At 72.0% G+C, this 17,737-nt stretch carries 14 protein-coding genes; 6 read left to right on the plus strand and 8 right to left on the minus strand.

Annotation, left to right across the window (positions count from 1 at the left end):
• Window positions 1-46: 46 nt before the first annotated feature.
• The 3 genes from FLL47_RS07100 to FLL47_RS07110 form a co-directional block, all read right to left on the minus strand.
• Window positions 47-1,246 carry a PucR family transcriptional regulator gene (locus FLL47_RS07100; RefSeq protein WP_144119617.1) on the minus strand — a complete coding sequence of 400 codons (1,200 nt, stop codon included), beginning with the start codon at window positions 1,244-1,246 and terminating at the stop codon, window positions 47-49.
• Window positions 1,247-1,421: 175 nt separating this feature from the next.
• A complete protein-coding gene (locus FLL47_RS07105) occupies window positions 1,422-2,237 on the minus strand; it encodes an LppM family (lipo)protein (RefSeq protein WP_144119618.1) in 816 nt (271 codons plus the stop codon).
• Between the two features lie 89 nt (window positions 2,238-2,326).
• Entirely contained in the window at window positions 2,327-2,950 is a 624-nt protein-coding gene (locus FLL47_RS07110; RefSeq protein WP_144119619.1) for a hypothetical protein, read from the minus strand.
• Between the two features lie 264 nt (window positions 2,951-3,214).
• Between FLL47_RS07110 and FLL47_RS07115 the strand changes: the two genes are divergently transcribed.
• Complete coding sequence (locus FLL47_RS07115; protein ID WP_246157624.1) at window positions 3,215-3,820, plus strand: copper resistance CopC family protein; 606 nt, start codon at window positions 3,215-3,217, stop codon at window positions 3,818-3,820.
• 51 nt (window positions 3,821-3,871) lie between these two features.
• Here FLL47_RS07115 and gltX read toward each other — a convergent pair whose 3' ends face one another.
• Both gltX and FLL47_RS07125 read right to left on the minus strand, forming a co-directional pair.
• Complete coding sequence (gene gltX / locus FLL47_RS07120) at window positions 3,872-5,299, minus strand: glutamate--tRNA ligase (RefSeq protein WP_144119621.1); 1,428 nt, start codon at window positions 5,297-5,299, stop codon at window positions 3,872-3,874.
• A gap of 112 nt (window positions 5,300-5,411) precedes the next feature.
• Window positions 5,412-7,106 carry a glycosyltransferase family 39 protein gene (locus FLL47_RS07125; protein WP_144119622.1) on the minus strand — a complete coding sequence of 565 codons (1,695 nt, stop codon included), beginning with the start codon at window positions 7,104-7,106 and terminating at the stop codon, window positions 5,412-5,414.
• Between the two features lie 98 nt (window positions 7,107-7,204).
• Between FLL47_RS07125 and FLL47_RS07130 the strand changes: the two genes are divergently transcribed.
• Window positions 7,205-8,878 carry a stealth family protein gene (locus FLL47_RS07130; protein WP_144119623.1) on the plus strand — a complete coding sequence of 558 codons (1,674 nt, stop codon included), beginning with the start codon at window positions 7,205-7,207 and terminating at the stop codon, window positions 8,876-8,878.
• A gap of 154 nt (window positions 8,879-9,032) precedes the next feature.
• Here FLL47_RS07130 and FLL47_RS07135 read toward each other — a convergent pair whose 3' ends face one another.
• A complete protein-coding gene (locus tag FLL47_RS07135; RefSeq protein ID WP_144119624.1) occupies window positions 9,033-10,937 on the minus strand; it encodes an ABC transporter ATP-binding protein in 1,905 nt (634 codons plus the stop codon).
• A 56-nt stretch (window positions 10,938-10,993) separates the two neighbouring features.
• Complete coding sequence (locus FLL47_RS07140) at window positions 10,994-11,485, minus strand: MarR family winged helix-turn-helix transcriptional regulator (protein WP_144119625.1); 492 nt, start codon at window positions 11,483-11,485, stop codon at window positions 10,994-10,996.
• Window positions 11,486-11,569: 84 nt separating this feature from the next.
• Between FLL47_RS07140 and FLL47_RS07145 the strand changes: the two genes are divergently transcribed.
• Together FLL47_RS07145 and FLL47_RS07150 are read left to right on the plus strand one after the other, a co-directional pair.
• Window positions 11,570-12,808 (plus strand): MFS transporter, encoded by a 1,239-nt coding sequence (locus tag FLL47_RS07145; protein ID WP_144119626.1) that lies wholly within the window; start codon window positions 11,570-11,572, stop codon window positions 12,806-12,808.
• A gap of 43 nt (window positions 12,809-12,851) precedes the next feature.
• Window positions 12,852-13,511, plus strand: coding sequence for a ThuA domain-containing protein (locus FLL47_RS07150; RefSeq protein WP_144119627.1), 660 nt, complete (start codon window positions 12,852-12,854; stop codon window positions 13,509-13,511).
• 280 nt (window positions 13,512-13,791) lie between these two features.
• Here FLL47_RS07150 and aceE read toward each other — a convergent pair whose 3' ends face one another.
• A complete protein-coding gene (aceE, locus tag FLL47_RS07155; RefSeq protein WP_144119628.1) occupies window positions 13,792-16,527 on the minus strand; it encodes a pyruvate dehydrogenase (acetyl-transferring), homodimeric type in 2,736 nt (911 codons plus the stop codon).
• Between the two features lie 202 nt (window positions 16,528-16,729).
• On the opposite strand from aceE, the gene FLL47_RS42720 reads away from it, so the two are divergent.
• Complete coding sequence (locus tag FLL47_RS42720) at window positions 16,730-17,275, plus strand: hypothetical protein (protein WP_186315593.1); 546 nt, start codon at window positions 16,730-16,732, stop codon at window positions 17,273-17,275.
• Between the two features lie 34 nt (window positions 17,276-17,309).
• Complete coding sequence (locus FLL47_RS07165) at window positions 17,310-17,714, plus strand: secondary thiamine-phosphate synthase enzyme YjbQ (RefSeq protein WP_144119629.1); 405 nt, start codon at window positions 17,310-17,312, stop codon at window positions 17,712-17,714.
• The last annotated feature ends 23 nt before the right edge of the window (window positions 17,715-17,737 follow it).

Below are 17,737 nucleotides of genomic sequence, written 5' to 3' on the forward strand. Positions count from 1 at the left end.
GGGTACCCCACAAAGATCGGCGGACCGTGTTGGAATTATGTCCCGTTCATGTCGGCTTGGTGAGCTGTTCGACCTGCGTACCGGGCTCCAGGCGGCCCAAAGCCAATGCGATCTTGAGGGTGAAAGCGTCACGCGGAGTCAGCGGGCCGAAGCCTGTGACCTCGGCCACTCGGCGCAGTCGGTAACGCACCGTGTTCGGGTGGACGAACAGCGCCCGTGCTGTCGCTTCCAGCGCGCCACCGTGGGTGAGGAACGCGTCCAGCGTCTCCAGCAGCTCCCCGCTGGTCCGGGCGAGCGCGCCGTACGCCGAGTGGCGCAGGATGCGCCGCGCCTCCCCGTCGCCCGCCAGCGCCCGCTCGGGCAGGAGGTCGTCGGCGGCCACCGGCCGGGGCGCGGCGGGCCATGCGGGCGCGGCGCGGTAGCCGGCCATCGCCGCGCGGGCCGACTCGGTCGCCGCCTCCAGCGACGGCACCGCCGGGCCGACCACCACCGGGCCCTCGCCGAACGCGGGCAGCAGCCGCTCGGCCACCGACACCGGGTCGCTCGCCCCGCCCATCACCACGACCAGCCGGTCGCCGTGCACGCCGCCGAGCACTTCCACGTCGGCGCGGCGGGCGGCCCGGTGCACGCCGTGCAGCACGATCGCGGCCTCGCCGCCGGGGGAGCGGCCCACGACCACCGCGACCGGCGGCGCGTCGGTCCAGCCCAGCGCAGCCGCGCGGCTGGCCAGAACGTCGGCGGAGTCACCGCGCAGCAGCGCGTCCACCAGCAGGGCCTGCAGCCGGGCGTCCCACGCGCCGCGCGATTCGGCCGCGCGGGCGTACACCCGGGCCGCGGCGAACGCGACCTCCCGGGAGTAACGCAGCACGGCCTCGCGCAGCTGCTGCTCCTCACCCGGCGCGGCCAGGTGCGGCACCTGCTCCTCGACCACGTCGATGGTGACCTTGATCAGCGCGACCGTCTGCTGCAGGTTGATGCTGCGGGCCAGGGCCCGCGGTGCGACGTCGAACACCTCGTCGGAGACGGCCTGCGGCCCGCCCCGCGTGCCTGCGCCCGTGCGCAGCCACTGCACCAGCGACTGGACACCGGCCTGGGCCACCAGCATGACCCACGACCGCTGGTCGGCCGGCAGCTCGCGGAACCACGGCAGCGACTCGTCCATGCGCGACACGCTGGCGGTGGCCAGGGCGCCTGCGGACCGCTCGATCTGCCGCAGCGTCGCGGCCAGCGGTTCGCCGTCGGTCATGTGCCCCATATTAGGGAGCCTGCGGGCTCCGGAACCCCGGCTCACCCGGCACGCCCCGGACCGGGCGCGGATGCGGGCAGCCGGAGGCCCCGTCCGGCCCCCGGATCGCCCGCGCCGTGCGCCGGCCCCGGAGCGGGTGAGCCGACTCCGGGGGCGGCGATGCCGGCGCGTGGTGTCACGGTTGGGGGTGTCCGTCCGCCCCGCCCTGCGGCGGCGTGGCGTAGGGCTGCGTCGTCGGGTGCCCGCCGACGGGCTGGGCCACGGTGGCCGGGTCGAACGAGGCCACGGCGTTCGGGTCGGCCGTGGCGGCGGGCGCCTTGCGGCGGGTGAGCCAGACGGCCAGGAACACGATGGCGGCGATCACGGCGAGGCCGAGCACGCCGCCGACCACGGCGACGACCAGCCAGGGGAAGGCGCTGCCCTCCTCGGCCACGGCGCGCAGCTCGTTCTTGCCGCCCAGCGCCACGTTCCAGCGCACGGTGTCGCCGTCCACGACCGCCTTGGCGTCGTGCTCGACGACCTTGCCGGGGAAGGTGATCGCGAAGGTGATCTGCAGGCTGCTCAGGAACGGCTTGACCATCTCGGCCTGCGGGCCGAGGCCGTCGGCGCCGGTGTCGAGGTCCGCGGTGAACAGGTACTTGCCGTTGGCGTGGGTGATCGAGGGCGCGCCCTTCTCACCGGTGTTGAACTCGGTCAGCGGCAGGTCGTCGTAGACGATCTTCTTGCCGTAGTACTTGCCGTCGTCGTACACCTCGGTGCGTGTGCCCTTCGGCAGCTCCGTCAGGCTGTCGCCGGCCTCCTCGAAGGCCTGCTCCGGGCTCTTGCCGCTCAGCTGCAGCACCGACTTGTCCAGTGCCATGATGATCGTGCCGTCGACGGTGTCATCGCTGTTGACGGTCATGTTCATGTCGAGCTTCATGCAGCCGGTGAGGCTGAAGGCCGCCAGGGCCAGCACGGCGAGGGTGCGCAGGGGTTTGCGGGGCAGTCGCATCGGGCCAGTATGTGGCAACTGCGCCCCGGCCGGAAGCCGGGGCGCAGGCCACCGATGTCGGAGGGTGCGCCGGGAGGCGCACGCGGATGTCAGATGGTGCGCCGGAACGCGTACGCGATGGCGAACACCCCGAGCGCGATGACCACGACGACCGCGCCGTTGAGACCCACGAAACGCTGCCAGTCGCCGACCATGGCGCGGATGTCCGGCTCGGCGGTCGCCGACTCCACCAGGCCGCCGCCCACGCCGCCCGCCTCGACCGGCGCGGCCGTGCCCAGCAGGAGCCCGGCGCCGCGCAGCGAGGCGTCCATGGTGAAGCGGCCCAGGAACCAGGCGGCGGTGACCTTGCGCTTGTCGGGCTGCGCGGCCGGCCGGAACACCCGGGGACCGCCCGCGGCCAGCGGATACAGGTCGTAGGTCTGCTTGTCCACGCCGTTGACCGCGCTCACCACGACGAACTTCGGGCCGAGCTTGTCCGCGGCCGGCGGCTTGAGCGCGGAAGTCCCGCCGGCCAGCCAGTCCACCTCGCCCGCCAGCGCCGCGAACTGGCGCTGGTGCTGGTCGGAGCGCAGCACGATGGGCGCGGTCAGCGTGTCCGAGGAGATGGTGATGCTGCGCACCGTCGGCGACGGGCTGGGCTTGGGCGACGGCGTCGGCGCGCCGAACGCGGGCGCGCCGAGCAGCAGGAGGGCGGCTGCGAACAGTCCTGCCACGACCTTCACGATGGTGCCCCTCACGATGGTGCCCTGCATGGCCCGCCCCGTTTCGCCGCGTCACCTGGTGCCAGTGTGACTGGTGGTACCTCTTCTAGACCCGCGAGAAACCTGTCAGGTTGCTGCTCTGATAGTCACGTTTCGGACACGGACGGAGCACTGTCCGGCTCGGTGGGTGACATGCGCGATTCGCCGGGAACCGAACAGGCCGGTAACGTCGACCAACTGCGGATTGCGGTGGATCATAACGAGGCGGAGGCGATCGTGGGGGACAGTCGGCAGCGGACCCGGGAGCACCGGGCGGCAAGACGCGGCGCGGCGGTGCTCGCCGTCCTGGTGGGACTGGGCGCGCTGCTGCTCGGCGCGACTCCCGCCTGGGCACACAATGCCCTGGTCGAGGCGTCGCCGAAGAAGGACGCGAAGCTGACTGCCGCGCCTCCGGCAGTGAAGTTGACGTTCCTGGCCACGCTGAAGAGCGATGGGACGAAGCTCACGGTGACCGGCCCGGACGCGGCCGCCGCGGCGGGCCCGGTGACCGTCAGCGGCAAGACGGTGTCCGCGCCGTTCACCGGTACGGCGGGCGGCGCCTACACCGTCGCCTACGAGGTGTTGTCAAAGGACGGCCACGTGGTGAAGGGCTCGTACAGGTTCACCCTGGCGGTGGCCGAGAGCGCCGCGCCGAGCCCATCCCCGGTCACGGAGTCGGCGCAGGTCAGCCCGTCGGCGGCTCCGGTCGCGGCGAGCACCGCCCCGGTGGCGGACACGGAATCCGGCGACCCCTGGTGGCCGTGGGTCGGCGGGGCCGCTGTGGCGGGCATCCTGGTCGGCGGACTCGTCAACCTCGTCAAGAAGCGCCGCGAAAAGGCCTGATCCGAACATGAAGCCCCCGCCGAGCACGGCGGGGGCTTCGTCGTCTGCGGGTCAGGCCGTGGCGGCCTCGAGCCGGCGCAGCGTGCGCTCGCGGCCGAGCACCTCGAGGGACTCGAACAGCGGCAGGCCCACCGAGCGGCCGGTGACCGCGACGCGGACCGGGGCCTGCGCCCTGCCCAGCTTCAGCCCGTGCGCCTCACCGACGGTGACCAGGGTGTTCTTCAGCGACTCGGCGTCCCACGAGGCCAGGTCGCGCAGCGCCGCGATGACGTCGGGCAGGATGCCCGCGTCCTTGGACGCCTTGGCCCACGACGCCTCGTCCAGCAGCGGCTCATCGAGGAACAGGAAGTCCACGTAGGAAGGCACCTCGGACAGCACCGCGATGCGGGTCTGTACCAGCTCGGCGACCTGCGCGAACACGGCCGGGTCGTACGCGTCCGCCGGCCACGGCGGCGGCGTGATGCCGTACCCCCGCTCGGCCCGCTCCTCCTCGGTCGGGAACGGCCCGGTCAGCCACGGCGTGCAGACCTCGGTGAACTCCGCCGGCGACAGCGCCCGGATGTACTCGCCGTTGAACGCGCGCAGCTTCTTCTCGTCGAAGAACGCGGGGGACGGGTTGACCTCCGCCAAGCGGAACTCGTCCTCGACCACCGACCAGGGCACGATCTCGCGGTCGCCGCTGGGCGCCCAGCCGAGCAGCATCAGGTAGTTGCGCATGGCCGCGGCCAGGTAGCCCTCGTCGCGGTACATCTCCAGCGCGACCTTGTCGCGGCGCTTGGACAGCTTCTGCCGCTTCTCGTTCACCACGACCGGCACGTGCGCCCACACGGGCGGGACCTTGCCCAGCGCCTCCCAGAGCAGCTGCTGCTTGGGCGTGTTGGGCAGGTGCTCCTCGGCGCGGATCACGTGGGTGATCCCCATGGTCATGTCGTCGACGACGTTGGCCAGCAGGAACACCGGCGAGCCGTCGCCGCGCGCGATGACGAAGTCCTCGAGCAGCTTGTTCTCGAAGGTCGGCTCACCGCGGATCAGGTCGACGACCTTGGTGACGCCCTCGTCGGGGGTGCGGAAGCGCAGCGCCCGGCCCTCGCCCGCGCTCAGGCCCCGGTCGCGGCAGAAGCCGTCGTAGCCGGAGTACTTGTTCTCGGTGCGGGCCTGCACGTCGTCGCGGGTGCAGTCGCAGTAGTAGGCGCGGCCCGCGTCGAACAGCTGCTGGGCGGCCTTGGTGTGCTCCGCGTGGTAGGACGACTGGAACAGCGGGCCCTCGTAGGTGTCGCGGGCGATGCCGATCCACTCCAGCGCGGAGAGGATGCCCTCGGTCCACTCGGGGCGGTTGCGCGCGGCGTCGGTGTCCTCGATGCGCAGCACGAACACCCCGCCCTGCTGCTTGGCGAAGACCGCGTTCTGCAGCGCCGAGCGGGCGCCGCCGACGTGGAACATACCGGTCGGGGATGGGGCGAATCGCACTCGTACCGTCACGACCTCCAGGGTACGGCGCGACCCCGGGCCCTGCGCCACCAGGTTTGCCGAGGGTGTCCCCGGATACGCGAAGGGCCCACCCGGCGGGGGTGGGCCCTTCGCGTGCTCGCCGCTACGGCTGGGACGGGGCGGGCTGCTCGCGCACCAGCAGGGCCACCGCTACGCCCTGCGTGCGCTGGGCGAACACCGTGGTGAACTCGTCGCGCAGCAGCTCGGCGCGGGCCACCGGCATGTCCGCGAACAGGTCCCGGTCGGGCGCCGAGGTCACCAGCCAGATCCGGGTGACGCCCCTGGCGCACTCGGCCGGGTCGGCGCACTCGACGGCCTCGAAGCTGCCCCGGTCCTGGCCCCGCAGGGACACGAAGACGTCCTTCGGCCCGTCGAGATCGCGCAGTTCGAAGGTCATCCCGCGACGGAAGGTCCGCGGGCCGCCATGGGACTCGCCGCCGTAGGCGATGGCGTCGCCCGGCAGCAGCCGCGGCCGCATGATCTCCGCAGCGGTACGCAGATCCGCCTGGTTGCCGGCGGGCAGCGTGCGCGCCTCGACCTGGCCCGGCAGGCCGAGCAGGGCCAGCGCCGCCAGCGCGCCCAGCGACACCGCCCAGGCGGGCCCGTCCCCGGCCAGCGCCCGCCGGGGCCGGACCGTGCCCGGCCCGCCCGCGGCCGACTCCGCACCGGCCGGGGCCGATCCCGCACCGCCCAGGATCGACCTGGCGCTGTGCGAGTTCGCGGCGCGTGCGGCTGTCGCGGGTGGGACCGGCGACGCGGCCCGGACCGCGGCCGCGCGGGCTGCCGGGGTCAGCGCGGCCACCCGGGCCGCCAGCAGGCGCAGCGTGCAGGCGGCGAGCAGCACCCAGGCGGGCACGGTGAACAGCAGGTACCGCGACAGCATCATGTTGATCACCGGAGTGAGCGCCAGCACCGCGGCGGGCGGCAGCAGGGCCCAGGCCAGCAGGAAGCGACGGCGCGGCTCGGCCAGGCGCACCGACAGCAGTGCAAGTGCCAGCACCGCGAGCCCGATCCAGAGCGAGCCGAAGATGCTGGTGACGAACTCCCGGACCGACTCCTCGCCGCGGTCGCCGATCCAGCCGATCTGACCGGTCTGCCGCTTGCCCAGCCACAGCAGCGGTGCGACGGGCAGGCCGCCGGCGGCGGTGGCGAGCATCCAGTTGCGCAGCGCGACCGAGCGCAGGCCCGCCGCGCCGGCCACGGCCACCGCGTACGCCGCCAGCACCGTCAGCGCCACCAGGTGCGACCAGCCGATGGCCGCCACCACCAGGGCGTACGGCACCCAGCGCCGCCACTGTCCCGGCTGCTCCAGCGCGCGCAGCAGCAGGAGCGCGCCCGCCACGGAGAACGCCAGCGCGAACGCGTACGGCCGGGCCTCCTCGCCGTAGCGGGAGACCGCGGGCAGCAGCGCGAACAGCAGCCCGGCGACCAGCCCGGTGCCGGGGGAGAACAGCCGCCTGCCGAGCGCGCCGAGCAGGCCCGCGGCTGCGGCCATGGCCAGTGCCGACGGCAACCGCAGGCTGGTCAGGCTGTCCCCGAAGAGGGCGACCCACGCGCGGGTGAACAGGTAGAACGGCGCGAACACCGCATCTACCTTGGACAGCAGGAGTTGCAGCTGGTCGGTGGTGAGCGAGGCCGCCCACCAGGTGGCGTACTCGTCGCGCCAGAGTGCGCGCCGGTCGTGTCCGACCAGCACGACGAGCAGGGTGACCAGCGCCGGAATCGTGATCGGAAGGCTGCGGGCGAGCCGGGAGCCGAACGCGTTCGCCTCGAGGGCGTGCGGTTGTGGGCGGGTCAAGCGTTGACCCCCTGACGGCGGAAAACGGCAGTCAACATGAATGTCCTTATTAACCAAATACGCAGTCCTATGCGGCTTATACACTATGTTGGGTTGTTGTGAAGCAGATTGTCAAACGCCTCCTGCCGAGACCCGCACTGCGCGCCGCGGCCTACCGGCTCCCGCTGCGCCAACGGGTCCGCATCGCCAAGCTGCTCGTCGGTGGACCCTCGCGCACCCGGACCCCCGGCTCCGCGACCCCGGCCGGCGGGTCGTCGCCCGCCCACGCGTGGCACGACAATCTGCAGACCGTGATCGGGCTGCTGGAGGCCGACGGCGTGGACTACTTCTGCGTGCCGCACACCGACCCGCGGCGCAGCGCGGTCGCCGTCGCGGCCGAGCACCGCGCCCAGGTGCTGCGCCTGCTGCGCGGCAGGTCCGCCGGGGACACGGTCATCCGGACCCTGGACACCGTCGGCCGCCGGGTCAGCCCGCAGCGCTGCGCGGTGGTGCAGGTCTACCGGGTCGCCGCGGGCTCGGCGACCACGCCGCTCACCGAGTGCGCGTACGCCTGCGAGGTCGAGTTCTGGTCGACCGTGAAGCAGCAGGGCTGGCAGGCCCCGCGCCAGGTCGGCCCGCGCAACCACAAGGTCGGCACGGTCGTCAGCGTGGACAACCCGACGCAGTACGTCGCCGCCGCGCGCCTGTCCGCGTTCGTGCCGCGCGACGCCGAGCCCCGCTACCGCAGCCGCGCCGTCTACGCCGAGCCCGGCCCCAACGACGTGCAGTTCCCCATCGACGTCGTCTACACCTGGGTGGACGGCGACGACCCGGCCTGGCGTAGCCGCAAGGCACAGGCGCTCGGCGAGGACGCCGACGACTCGTTCGCCGGGCTCGCCACCAACGACTCCCGGTTCACCTCACGCGACGAGCTGCTCTACTCGATGCGCTCGCTGCACGCGTTCGCGCCCTGGGTCAACCACATCTACCTGGTGACCGACGACCAGACGCCGTCCTGGCTCGACCCGACCTCGCCGTACGTCACGCTGGTCTCGCACAAGGAGATCTTCGGCGACGTCGGCGTGCTGCCCACCTTCAACTCGCACGCCATCGAGTCGCGCCTGCACCGGGTGCCGGGCCTGCACGAGCACTTCCTCTACTTCAACGACGACATGATCCTGGGCCGCCCCGTGCTGCCGACCCAGTTCTTCTTCGCCAACGGCGTGGCCAAGTTCTTCCCGTCCAGCTCGCTGGTGGACGTGAACCCGCCCGCGCCCGCCGACGCACCCGTGGACGTCGCCGCGAAGAACAACCGCCGCCTGCTCCAGACGCGTTTCGGCACCCAGCTGTACCAGAAGATGCGGCACGTGCCGTACCCGCTGCTGCGCGGCGTGCTGGAGGAGATCGAGACCGAGCTGCGCGAGGAGTCGCACGCGACCGCCTCGCACCAGTTCCGCGACCGCGGCGACCTGTCCATCCCGTCGTCGCTGGCGCACTACTGGGCGCACAGCACCGGGCGCTCGGTGCCCGGCTCGATCAGCCACGTCTACATCGACCTGGGCCGCCTGGTCGCGCCGATCATGCTGGCCCGGCTGGTGCGCCAGCGCAACGTCGACGTGTTCTGCCTCAACGACACCAACTCGGCGGCCGGGGAGATGGACGAGCAGACGGCGATGGTGCGCGACTTCATGGAGGCGTACTTCCCGTTCCAGGCGCCCTGGGAGCTGACCGGCCGCATGGACCTCACCCAGCGCACCGCCGAACTCGCCGCCGCGGCCCCGATCGCCGGCTGATCCGGCTGGGCAGGACGTCCGCGCTTTTTATCGACGCTGGCCTATCTCATCGAGAATGATCTACGATTTCTCGATGAGATAGGCCAGCGTCTATGCACGTGACGGGGTGACGGGGTGGCGGGTGGGCGGTCGGGGCGGGGCGCGTCGGTGGGGGTCAGGCGGGGTCGGGGGCGGGGTCGACGAGGAACTGGTGGGCGGCCAGTTCGCGGTAGAGGGGGCTGGTGTCGAGGAGTTCGGTGTGGCTTCCGGTGGCGACCACGCGGCCGTGCTCCAGCACCACGATCTGGTCCGCGTCCACGACGGTGGACAGCCGGTGCGCGACGATCAGCAGCGTGCGCCCCCGGGCGACGGTGTCGATGGCGGAGCGCAGCGCCGCCTCGTTGCGTGCGTCGAGGTTGCTGGTCGGCTCGTCCAGCAGCAGGATCGGCGGCGCGGCCAGCAGCGTACGGGCGATGGCCAGCCGCTGCCGCTCCCCACCGGACAGCAGTACGCCGCCCTCGCCGACCTGCGCCTCCAGCCCCAGCGGGGTCCGGTCGACCAGCTCGTCGAGGTTGACCGCGGCGAGCACGGTGCGCATCTGCTCCTCGGTCGCGTCGGGCGTGGCCAGGCGCAGGTTCTCCCGCAGCGTGCCGGCCAGCACCGGCGACTCCTGCTCGACGTAACCGAGCCGGGACCGCAGCGTCTCGTGGCTCAGCTCCCGCACGTCCACGCCGTCGATCCGCAGACTGCCCGAGGTCACCTCGTAGAACCGCTCGACCAGGGACAGCAGCGTCGACTTGCCCGCCCCGGACGGCCCGACCAGCGCGGTACGCGTACCCACCGGGGCCCGGAAGCTGACCTCGCGCAGCACCGGCTCACCTACCCGGCCCTCGGCGTCGGTATAGCCGAAACCGACCCGGTCGAACTCGATCGCCGGTGCCCCGGCCACCGCCGCACCGGCCGACGCCGCCGCATGCGCCGACGCTGCCGCACCGGCCGACCGGGCCGAGGCGGCCGACCGGGCCGAGGCGGACGACGGCTGAGCGCCCACCAAAGCCCTCGCGCCCCCGGTCGGCGCGGTCGCCGTGTCGTCGCGGGCACCCTCCAGCGGGATGACCAGCACCTCCTCCATCCGCTGCAGCGCGCCGAGGCCCGCCTGCAGCTGGGTGTACGCGTTGAGTGCCTGGCCCAGCGGCATCACCAGGAAGAACACGAACAGCACGAACGCGACCAGGTCGCCGACGGTGATCGCGCCGGACGCGACACGTGCCCCGCCGACGCCCAGCACTAGCAGGAACGAGCCCTGGATGGTGGTCACCATGGCGGGCTGCACGATCGCCTGCAACCGGGCGATCCGCACCCCGGCGTGGTACGCCTGCTCGGCGCTGTGCGCCACGGTCGCGGTCTCGCGGTCCTCGGCGCGGCTGGCCCGGATCGTGCGCGCCGCGGTGATGGACCGCTCGACCGCGGCGGTCATCTCGCCGATGCGCGCCTGCGCGTCCCGGGACATGCCGCGCACCTTGCGGGCGAAGAAGATGCCGCCGGACAGGCCGATGACCAGGCCGATCAGGGTGACCCCGAACAGCAGCGGGTCCAGCAGCACCATCGCCGTCGCCGCGCCGACCACCATGATCGCGCCGCTGACGGTGTCGAACAGCCCCGAGGTGACCACGGCCCGCAGCAGCGTGGTGTCCGCGCCGACGCGGGACAGCAGGTCACCGGTGCGGCGCTGGTCGTACTCGGCGATGGGCAGGCGCAGCAGGTGCCCGGCCAGGCGGCGGCGCGACGTGAGCACCAGGCCCTCCGCGGTGCGCTGGAGCAGGAAATGCCGGAAGCCGTCGACTGCTGCGACGCCGACCAGGGTGCCGACCAGCGCGACCACCCAGGGGCCGATCGGCGTGCGCGCGCCGAGCCCGTCGAGCACGTTGCGGGTCAGCACCGGTTGCAGCAGCGTGCCGGCGGTGGTGACCAGCGACAGTGCGGCGACGAGCAGCAGCGAGGAGCGGTGGGCGCGCAGGTACGGCCAGAGGGTGCGCAGCCCCACTTTGGGCAGGGCGGTGGCGGGGTCTTCCGGGGGCATGTCCCGACACTAGCCGCCGTGCCACAACCGCCGTCCTGAGCTGCTGCTCGGCGGCGTCAGCGCTGCTCGGCGGCGAGCATCACCCGGCGCAGCAGATCGGCCAGCGTCCGGCGCTCGTCCGCGTTCAGGGCTCCGAGCAACCGGTATTCCTCGTGGCCCAGCACGTCCATCGCGCCGAGCCAGGCGGCGCGACCGGACTCGGTGAGCTCGATGTCGACCCGCCGTCGGTCCGAGACGGAGTGGGTGCGGCGGATGAAGCCGCGCTGTTCCAGCCCGTCGAGGCGGCCGGTGACCGTCGCGGGCGCCATGGCCAGGTCGCCGGCCAGCTCCGACGGCGCGGCGCGGCCGCCCCGCCCGGCCAGCGAGTGCAGCGTGTCGAACTCGTGGCGCTGCAGGTCGAAGTCGACGAGCGACTGCTCGCGTACCCGGCGCAGGTGGTCGGACAGCTTTTTCATCCGTGTCACCGCTGCCTCGACGTCGGGGTCGAGGTCGGGCAGCACGGGCAGCCAGCGGGCGACGTGCGCGTCCACCCGGTCGCGAGGCTCCATGCCGGTGATCCTATGACGGCAGCGGTCCTTCGACTCTGGATTGTTCGTTGACAAATAATTCGGTGTCGAAATATCTTGGGCGGCATGGCCCACCCCCTGCGCCAACGCGCCTTCCGGCTGCTGTTCATCGGTCGCACCCTGTCCTCGCTGGGCGACTTCGTCATCCCCGCGGCACTCGCCATCGCCGTGCACCACGCCACCGGATCCAGCGGCGCGCTGGCCCTGGTGCTGGGCTGCGCGATGGTGCCCCGCCTGGTGCTGCTGCCGCTGGGCGGCGTGCTCGCCGACCGGTACGACCCGCGCCTGGTGGCGCTCGCCGCCGACCTCGTCCGGTGCGCCGCGCAGGTGTTCGTCGGGTGTGCGCTCATCGGTGGCGATCCGGTGCTCGCGCACCTGGCGGTGGCGTCCGCGGTCGGCGGAGTCGCCTCCGCGTTCGCCATCCCCACCACGTCACCGCTGGTCGCCGGGGTGGTGGACGCTTCGCAGCGGCAGGCGGCCAACGCCGCGATGGCCGTCGCCACCGGCGTCACCCGGCTGGCCGGTCCGGCACTGGCCGGGGTGCTGATCCTGTCCGCCGGAGCCGGCTGGGCGTTCGTGCTCGACGGCGCCTCGTTCGCGGTCAGCGCGATCCTGCTGGCCGTCATCCGGGTGCGCCGGGTGCCGGTCGAGCGCCGCACCCTGCTGGCCGACCTGGCCGCGGGCTGGGCCGAGGTCCGCTCCCGCGACTGGTACTGGACCAGCCTCATCGCCCACGCCGCGTGGAACGGTGCCGCGGCGGTCCTGATCACGCTCGGTCCGGCCATCGCCGTCGACCGGCTCGGCGGCGACGCGACCTGGGTGCTCGTGCTGGAGGCCGGAGCGGCGGGCCTGCTGCTCGGTTCGCTGGTCGCGAGCCGGGTTCGCCCGCGGCGTCCGGTGCTGGTGGCGAACCTGGGCCTGGCCACCTACGCGCTGCCGCTGGCACTGCTGGCGGTCGCCGCCCCGGCCCCGGCCGTCATCGGCTCGTACGGCCTGGCCATGGCGGCGCTCGGCTTCCTCAACCCGGTGTGGGAGACGGTCGTGCAGGCCGAGATCCCGCCGCAGGCGCTGGCCCGGGTCACGTCGTACGACTGGCTGTGCTCGCTGGCGGCGACCCCGGTGGGCTACGCGCTCGCGCCGCTGGCCGCGGCGGCGTGGTCGCCGCAGGTGCCGCTGCTCGCCGGGGCGGTCGTGGTGGCCGTCGCCTGCCTCGGCACCGTGCTCGCCCCCGGGGTGCGCCGGATCGGCCTGTCCGTGCCGCCGCCGGCCCCGGCCGCTGCCGAGCCTGTCGCCGCCGTCCGGTGACCGGCCCTCGTCGCCCGGAAGGAAAGCGTTTACCCTGTTCGCCATGCGTAGCGCGTTGATCGTCCGGGGCGGGGCCGAGTTCCACGACCCCGTCGGCACCACCGACAGCTTCCTGCCGTTCCTCAAAGGCCAGGGCTTCACCGTCGACACCGCCGACGACCTGGTCGTGTACGACGACGCCGCACTGCTCGCCCGCACCGATCTGATCGTCAACTGCTGGACCGCGGGCGGCGACGCGCTCACCCCCGACCGCGCCCGCAACCTCGACGACGCCGTCCGCGCCGGAACCGGCCTGGCCGGCTGGCACGGCGGCATCGTGGCCGCGTTCACCGAACGCCGCTACCAGTGGCTCACCGGCGGCTGGTTCACCTGCCACCCCGGCGACTTCGTCCCGCACCCCCTGACCGTGCTGCCGGAACGGGCGGACCATCCGATCGTCGCCGGGATCAGCACCGTCGCGCTGAACACCGAGCGCTACTGGATGCTCGCCGACCCGCTCAACGACGTCCTCGCCACCATCACGTTCCCCGTCGAGGACGGCGAGCCCTGGCACGAGCCGGTCACCCACCCGGCGGTGTACACCCGGCAGTGGGGTCTGGGCCGGATCTTCGTCTCCACCGTCGGCCACCACCTGCCCGACCTCGACATCCCCGAGATCCGCACGCTCACCGAACGCGGCCTGCTCTGGGCCGCCCGATCCTGACCGCGGTCGCCGCCTGCCCGTTCCGCCCCGCCAACCTTGCCCGGCCCACGCGCCCTGGCCGCCTCGCGGTGCCTCGGGCGGCTGAAGATCGCTGTTTCGGGTCAAAAACTATGGTTTGACCGCAGATCTTGACCGGAAACAGCGATCTTCGCCCGCCGCCAACCGGCGGCGCGCCGGGACGGACGCCACGAAGGCCCCGTGACGCCAAGTCACGGGGCCTTCGTGGTTAAGAACGGCACCTTCACATCGCCGAGCGATGTGAAGGTGCCGTTCCTTCTTGTTAGGAGTCGCCGCCGGTTTCGCCGGCGGGGGCCGCCAGGACGTCGTCGATGGCGTACTTGCGGGCCGCCTCGGCCGGGGCGGTCGCGGGGACCTCACCGGCGCGGGCGAGCTGGGCCAGGACCGCCACGACGACCGACTCGGCGTCGACGTTGAAGTGGCGGCGCAGGGCCGAGCGGGTGTCGGACATGCCGAAGCCGTCGGTGCCGAGCGAGGTGTAGTCGCCCGGGACCCAGCGGGAGATCAGGTCCGGGACGGCGCGCATCCAGTCGGACACGGCCACCTTCGGGCCGGGCGCGTTCTGCAGGGCCCGGGTCACGTACGGCACCTTGGCGGGCTGGTCCGGGTGCAGCAGGTTGTGCCGCTCCGTCTCGATCGCGTCGCGGCGCAGCTCGGTCCAGCTGGTCGCGGACCACACGTCGGCGGCCACGCCCCAGTCCTCGGCCAGCAGCTGCTGGGCGCGCAGCGCCCAGTGCAGGCCGACGCCGGAGGCCATGATCTGCGCCTTCGGGCCCTCGACCGTCGCCGGGGCATACCGGTACAGGCCCTTGAGCAGGCCGGCCACGTCCACGTCGGCGGGCTCCGCCGGGTGCACGTACGGCTCGTTGTAGACGGTCATGTAGTAGAAGATGTCCTCCGGCGTCTCGCCGTACATCCTCTTCAGGCCGTCCTCGACGATGTACGAGATCTCGAAGCCGAACGCCGGGTCGTACGCCACGGCGGCCGGGTTGGTCGCCGCGATGAGGTGCGAGTGCCCGTCCTCGTGCTGCAGGCCCTCGCCGTTGAGCGTGGTGCGGCCCGCGGTGGCGCCCAGCAGGAAGCCGCGCGTCATCTGGTCCGCCGCCGCCCACAGGCCGTCGGCCGTACGCTGCCACCCGAACATCGAGTAGAAGATGTAGACCGGGATCATCGGCTCGCCGTGCGTGGCGTACGCGCTGCCCGCGGCGGTGAACGAGGCGACCGAGCCGGCCTCGTTGATGCCCTCGTGCAGGATCTGCCCGGCCGTCGACTCCTTGTAGGACAGGAACAGCTCCCGGTCCACCGAGGTGTACTGCTGGCCGTGCGGCGAGTAGATCTTCGCGGTGGGGAACAGCGAGTCCATGCCGAAGGTGCGCGCCTCGTCGGGGATGATCGGCACCCAGCGGTGGCCGATCACCTTGTCCTTCATCAGGTCCTTGAAGAGCCGGACGAAGGCCATCGTGGTGGCGATCTTCTGCTTGCCGGAGCCCTTCTTCAGGTCCGCGTAGACCTTGTGCTCGGGCAGCTGCAGCGGCACGTGTTTGGTGTTGCGCGAGGGCAGCGAACCGCCCAGCGCCGCACGCCGCTCCATCAGGTAGCCGATCTCGTCGCTCTTCGCACCGGGGTGGAAGTACGGCGGCTCGTACGGGTTCGACTCCAGGGCCGAGTCCGGGATGTCGAGGAAGAGGCGGTCGCGGAAGCTCTTCAGGTCGTCCAGCGTCAGCTTCTTCATCTGGTGCGTGGCGTTGCGGCCCTCGAAGTGCGAGCCCAGCGTCCAGCCCTTGATGGTCTTGGCGAGGATGACCGTCGGCTGACCGGTGTGCTCCGTCGCGGCCTTGTAGGCGGCGTAGAGCTTGCGGTAGTCGTGGCCGCCGCGCTTGAGACCCCAGATCTCGTCGTCGGACATGTGCTCGACCATCTTGCGGGTGCGCGCGTCGCGGCCGAAGAAGTGCTCGCGCACGTACGAGCCGGACTCCGCCTTGTAGGTCTGGTAGTCACCGTCGGGCGTCACGTTCATCAGGTTGACCAGCGCGCCGTCGGTGTCCTGGGCGAGCAGCGGGTCCCACTCGCGGCCCCAGACGACCTTGATGACGTTCCAGCCGGCGCCCCGGAAGAACGCCTCCAGCTCCTGCATGACCTTGCCGTTGCCGCGGACCGGGCCGTCCAGGCGCTGCAGGTTGCAGTTGATCACGAAGGTGAGGTTGTCCAGCTCCTCGCGCGCGGCCAGGCCGATCGCGCCCAGGGTCTCCGGCTCGTCCATCTCGCCGTCGCCGAGGAAGGACCATACTCGCTGGTCCGAGGTGTCCTTGATGCCGCGGTGGTGCAGGTAGCGGTTGAACCGCGCCTGGTAGATCGCGTTCAGGCCGCCCAGGCCCATGGAGACGGTGGGGAACTCCCAGAAGTCCGGCATGAGGCGCGGGTGCGGGTACGACGGCAGCCCGCCACCCGGGTGCGACAGCTCCTGGCGGAACCCGTCGAGCTGGTGCTCGGTGAGCCGGCCCTCGAGGTACGCGCGCGCGTACATACCCGGGGAGGCGTGGCCCTGGTAGTAGATGTGGTCGCCACCACCGGGGTGGTTCTTGCCCCGGAAGAAGTGGTTGAAGCCGACCTCGTAGAGCGAGGCGGACGACGCGTAGGTCGAGATGTGCCCGCCGACGCCGACCCCGGGGCGCTGCGCCCGGTGCACGGTCATGGCCGCGTTCCACCGGATGTACGCGCGCAGCCGGCGCTCGATGTGCTCGTCGCCGGGGAACCACGGCTCGCGCTCGCTGGGGATCGTGTTGATGTAGTCGGTCGCGGTCAGCGGGGGGACGCCGACCTGCCGCTCACGAGCCCGCTCCAGCAGGCGCAACATGACGTACCGGGCGCGCTTGGCGCCTCGCTCGTCGATCACTCCGTCGAGCGACTCCACCCACTCGGCCGTCTCCTCGGGATCGATGTCCGGGAGCTGGCTCGGCAGGCCGTCGCTGATCACCGGGCGCTTGCGTTCGGTGGCCACAGGCGTTCCCTCGTAGTTGTAGTGATGATCGGTCTAGACACAGAGTTTGTCTGTTCGACCCATCCTGCCCCTCCGGTGGGGGATTCGTCACGCGTACCGCCATGCGATGCGACACGCGACACGCATACTGACCAGTAACATTTCGGTCGGCTTCACGACCGGGGACCCGTTTCAGTGGCGTACGCCGATTAGATTGCCGCCCATGCGACGACTCCTCGGCCTCCTTCTCATCGCATACGGATTCCTGCTCGCCGTCAACACGACCTTCCCCCTCCTGGCCGATCTGGGCGGGGAAAAGGTGACGGCAGGGGTCAACGGTGATGAGTGGACCTGCAACAAGGACTTCCTGGCCCCGCCATACGCGGGCATCTACGGCAACTGCGAGCTCAGCTGGGTGATCGGCCCGCTGCGCGACAGCGGCCGCCTGGTCGGGCCGGACGTCGCCGCCAAGGTCGAGCCGAACAAGGACTCGATCCCGGCGGTCGCGATCACCGGCATGGAGGGGTATGCCTTCCTGCCGCCCGCGGGTCTGGAGCGCATCGCCGGCTTCGCTGCTCCGCTGGTGATCATCTTCGGCCTGGTCCTGCTGCTCGCCCCGCGAAAGCGCCGCCGGCGCGGCGGCGGCCACTCGCACGGCCACCACGACCATGACGACGACTACGACAGCGACGACTCCGGCGACTCGGGTGACTCCGGCGGCGACGGTGGCGGCGGTGGCGGCGGCGACGGCGGTGGCGGCGGGGACTGACCGCCGCCGCACGGTGCTGTCCTAAGTTGTCCTCATGGACAGCACCGTGCTCACCGTACGCACCGGCTCGCGCGCGAGCGTGGTCGATCTGACCGACGAGGCCGCGAAGTTCGTCGCGGGCCGGGGAGACGGCCTGCTGCACGTGTTCGTGCCGCACGCGACGGCCGGAATCGCGATCATCGAGACCGGTGCGGGCAGTGACGACGACCTGCTCACGGCGCTGGAGCACGTGCTGCCCGCCGACAACCGCTGGCAGCACCGGCACGGCTCACCCGGCCACGGTCGCGACCACGTGCTGCCCGCCTTCGTCGCGCCGTACGCCAGCCTGCCGGTCCTGAACGGCCGTATCGCACTGGGCACCTGGCAGTCGATCTGCCTCGTCGACACCAACGGCGACAACCCCACCCGCCAGGTCCGCCTCTCCTTCCTCGCGGGCTGAAACTTCCACGCCTCCACTGCAGG

The organism is Catellatospora sichuanensis, from assembly GCF_007483665.1.
In the GTDB taxonomy this organism is placed as follows: domain Bacteria; phylum Actinomycetota; class Actinomycetes; order Mycobacteriales; family Micromonosporaceae; genus Catellatospora; species Catellatospora sichuanensis.

Bases quoted from the DNA above. Each gene is read 5' to 3' on its own strand.
- FLL47_RS07135 (WP_144119624.1), bottom strand. From the start codon at position 10,937: ATGCCCCCGGAAGACCCCGCCACCGCCCTGCCCAAAGTGGGGCTGCGC.
- FLL47_RS07150 (WP_144119627.1), top strand. From the start codon at position 12,852: ATGCGTAGCGCGTTGATCGTCCGGGGCGGGGCCGAGTTCCACGACCCC.
- FLL47_RS07165 (WP_144119629.1), top strand. From the start codon at position 17,310: ATGGACAGCACCGTGCTCACCGTACGCACCGGCTCGCGCGCGAGCGTG.
- FLL47_RS07105 (WP_144119618.1), bottom strand. From the start codon at position 2,237: ATGCGACTGCCCCGCAAACCCCTGCGCACCCTCGCCGTGCTGGCCCTG.
- FLL47_RS07145 (WP_144119626.1), top strand. From the start codon at position 11,570: ATGGCCCACCCCCTGCGCCAACGCGCCTTCCGGCTGCTGTTCATCGGT.
- FLL47_RS07140 (WP_144119625.1), bottom strand. From the start codon at position 11,485: ATGGAGCCTCGCGACCGGGTGGACGCGCACGTCGCCCGCTGGCTGCCC.
- FLL47_RS07100 (WP_144119617.1), bottom strand. From the start codon at position 1,246: ATGACCGACGGCGAACCGCTGGCCGCGACGCTGCGGCAGATCGAGCGG.
- FLL47_RS42720 (WP_186315593.1), top strand. From the start codon at position 16,730: ATGCGACGACTCCTCGGCCTCCTTCTCATCGCATACGGATTCCTGCTC.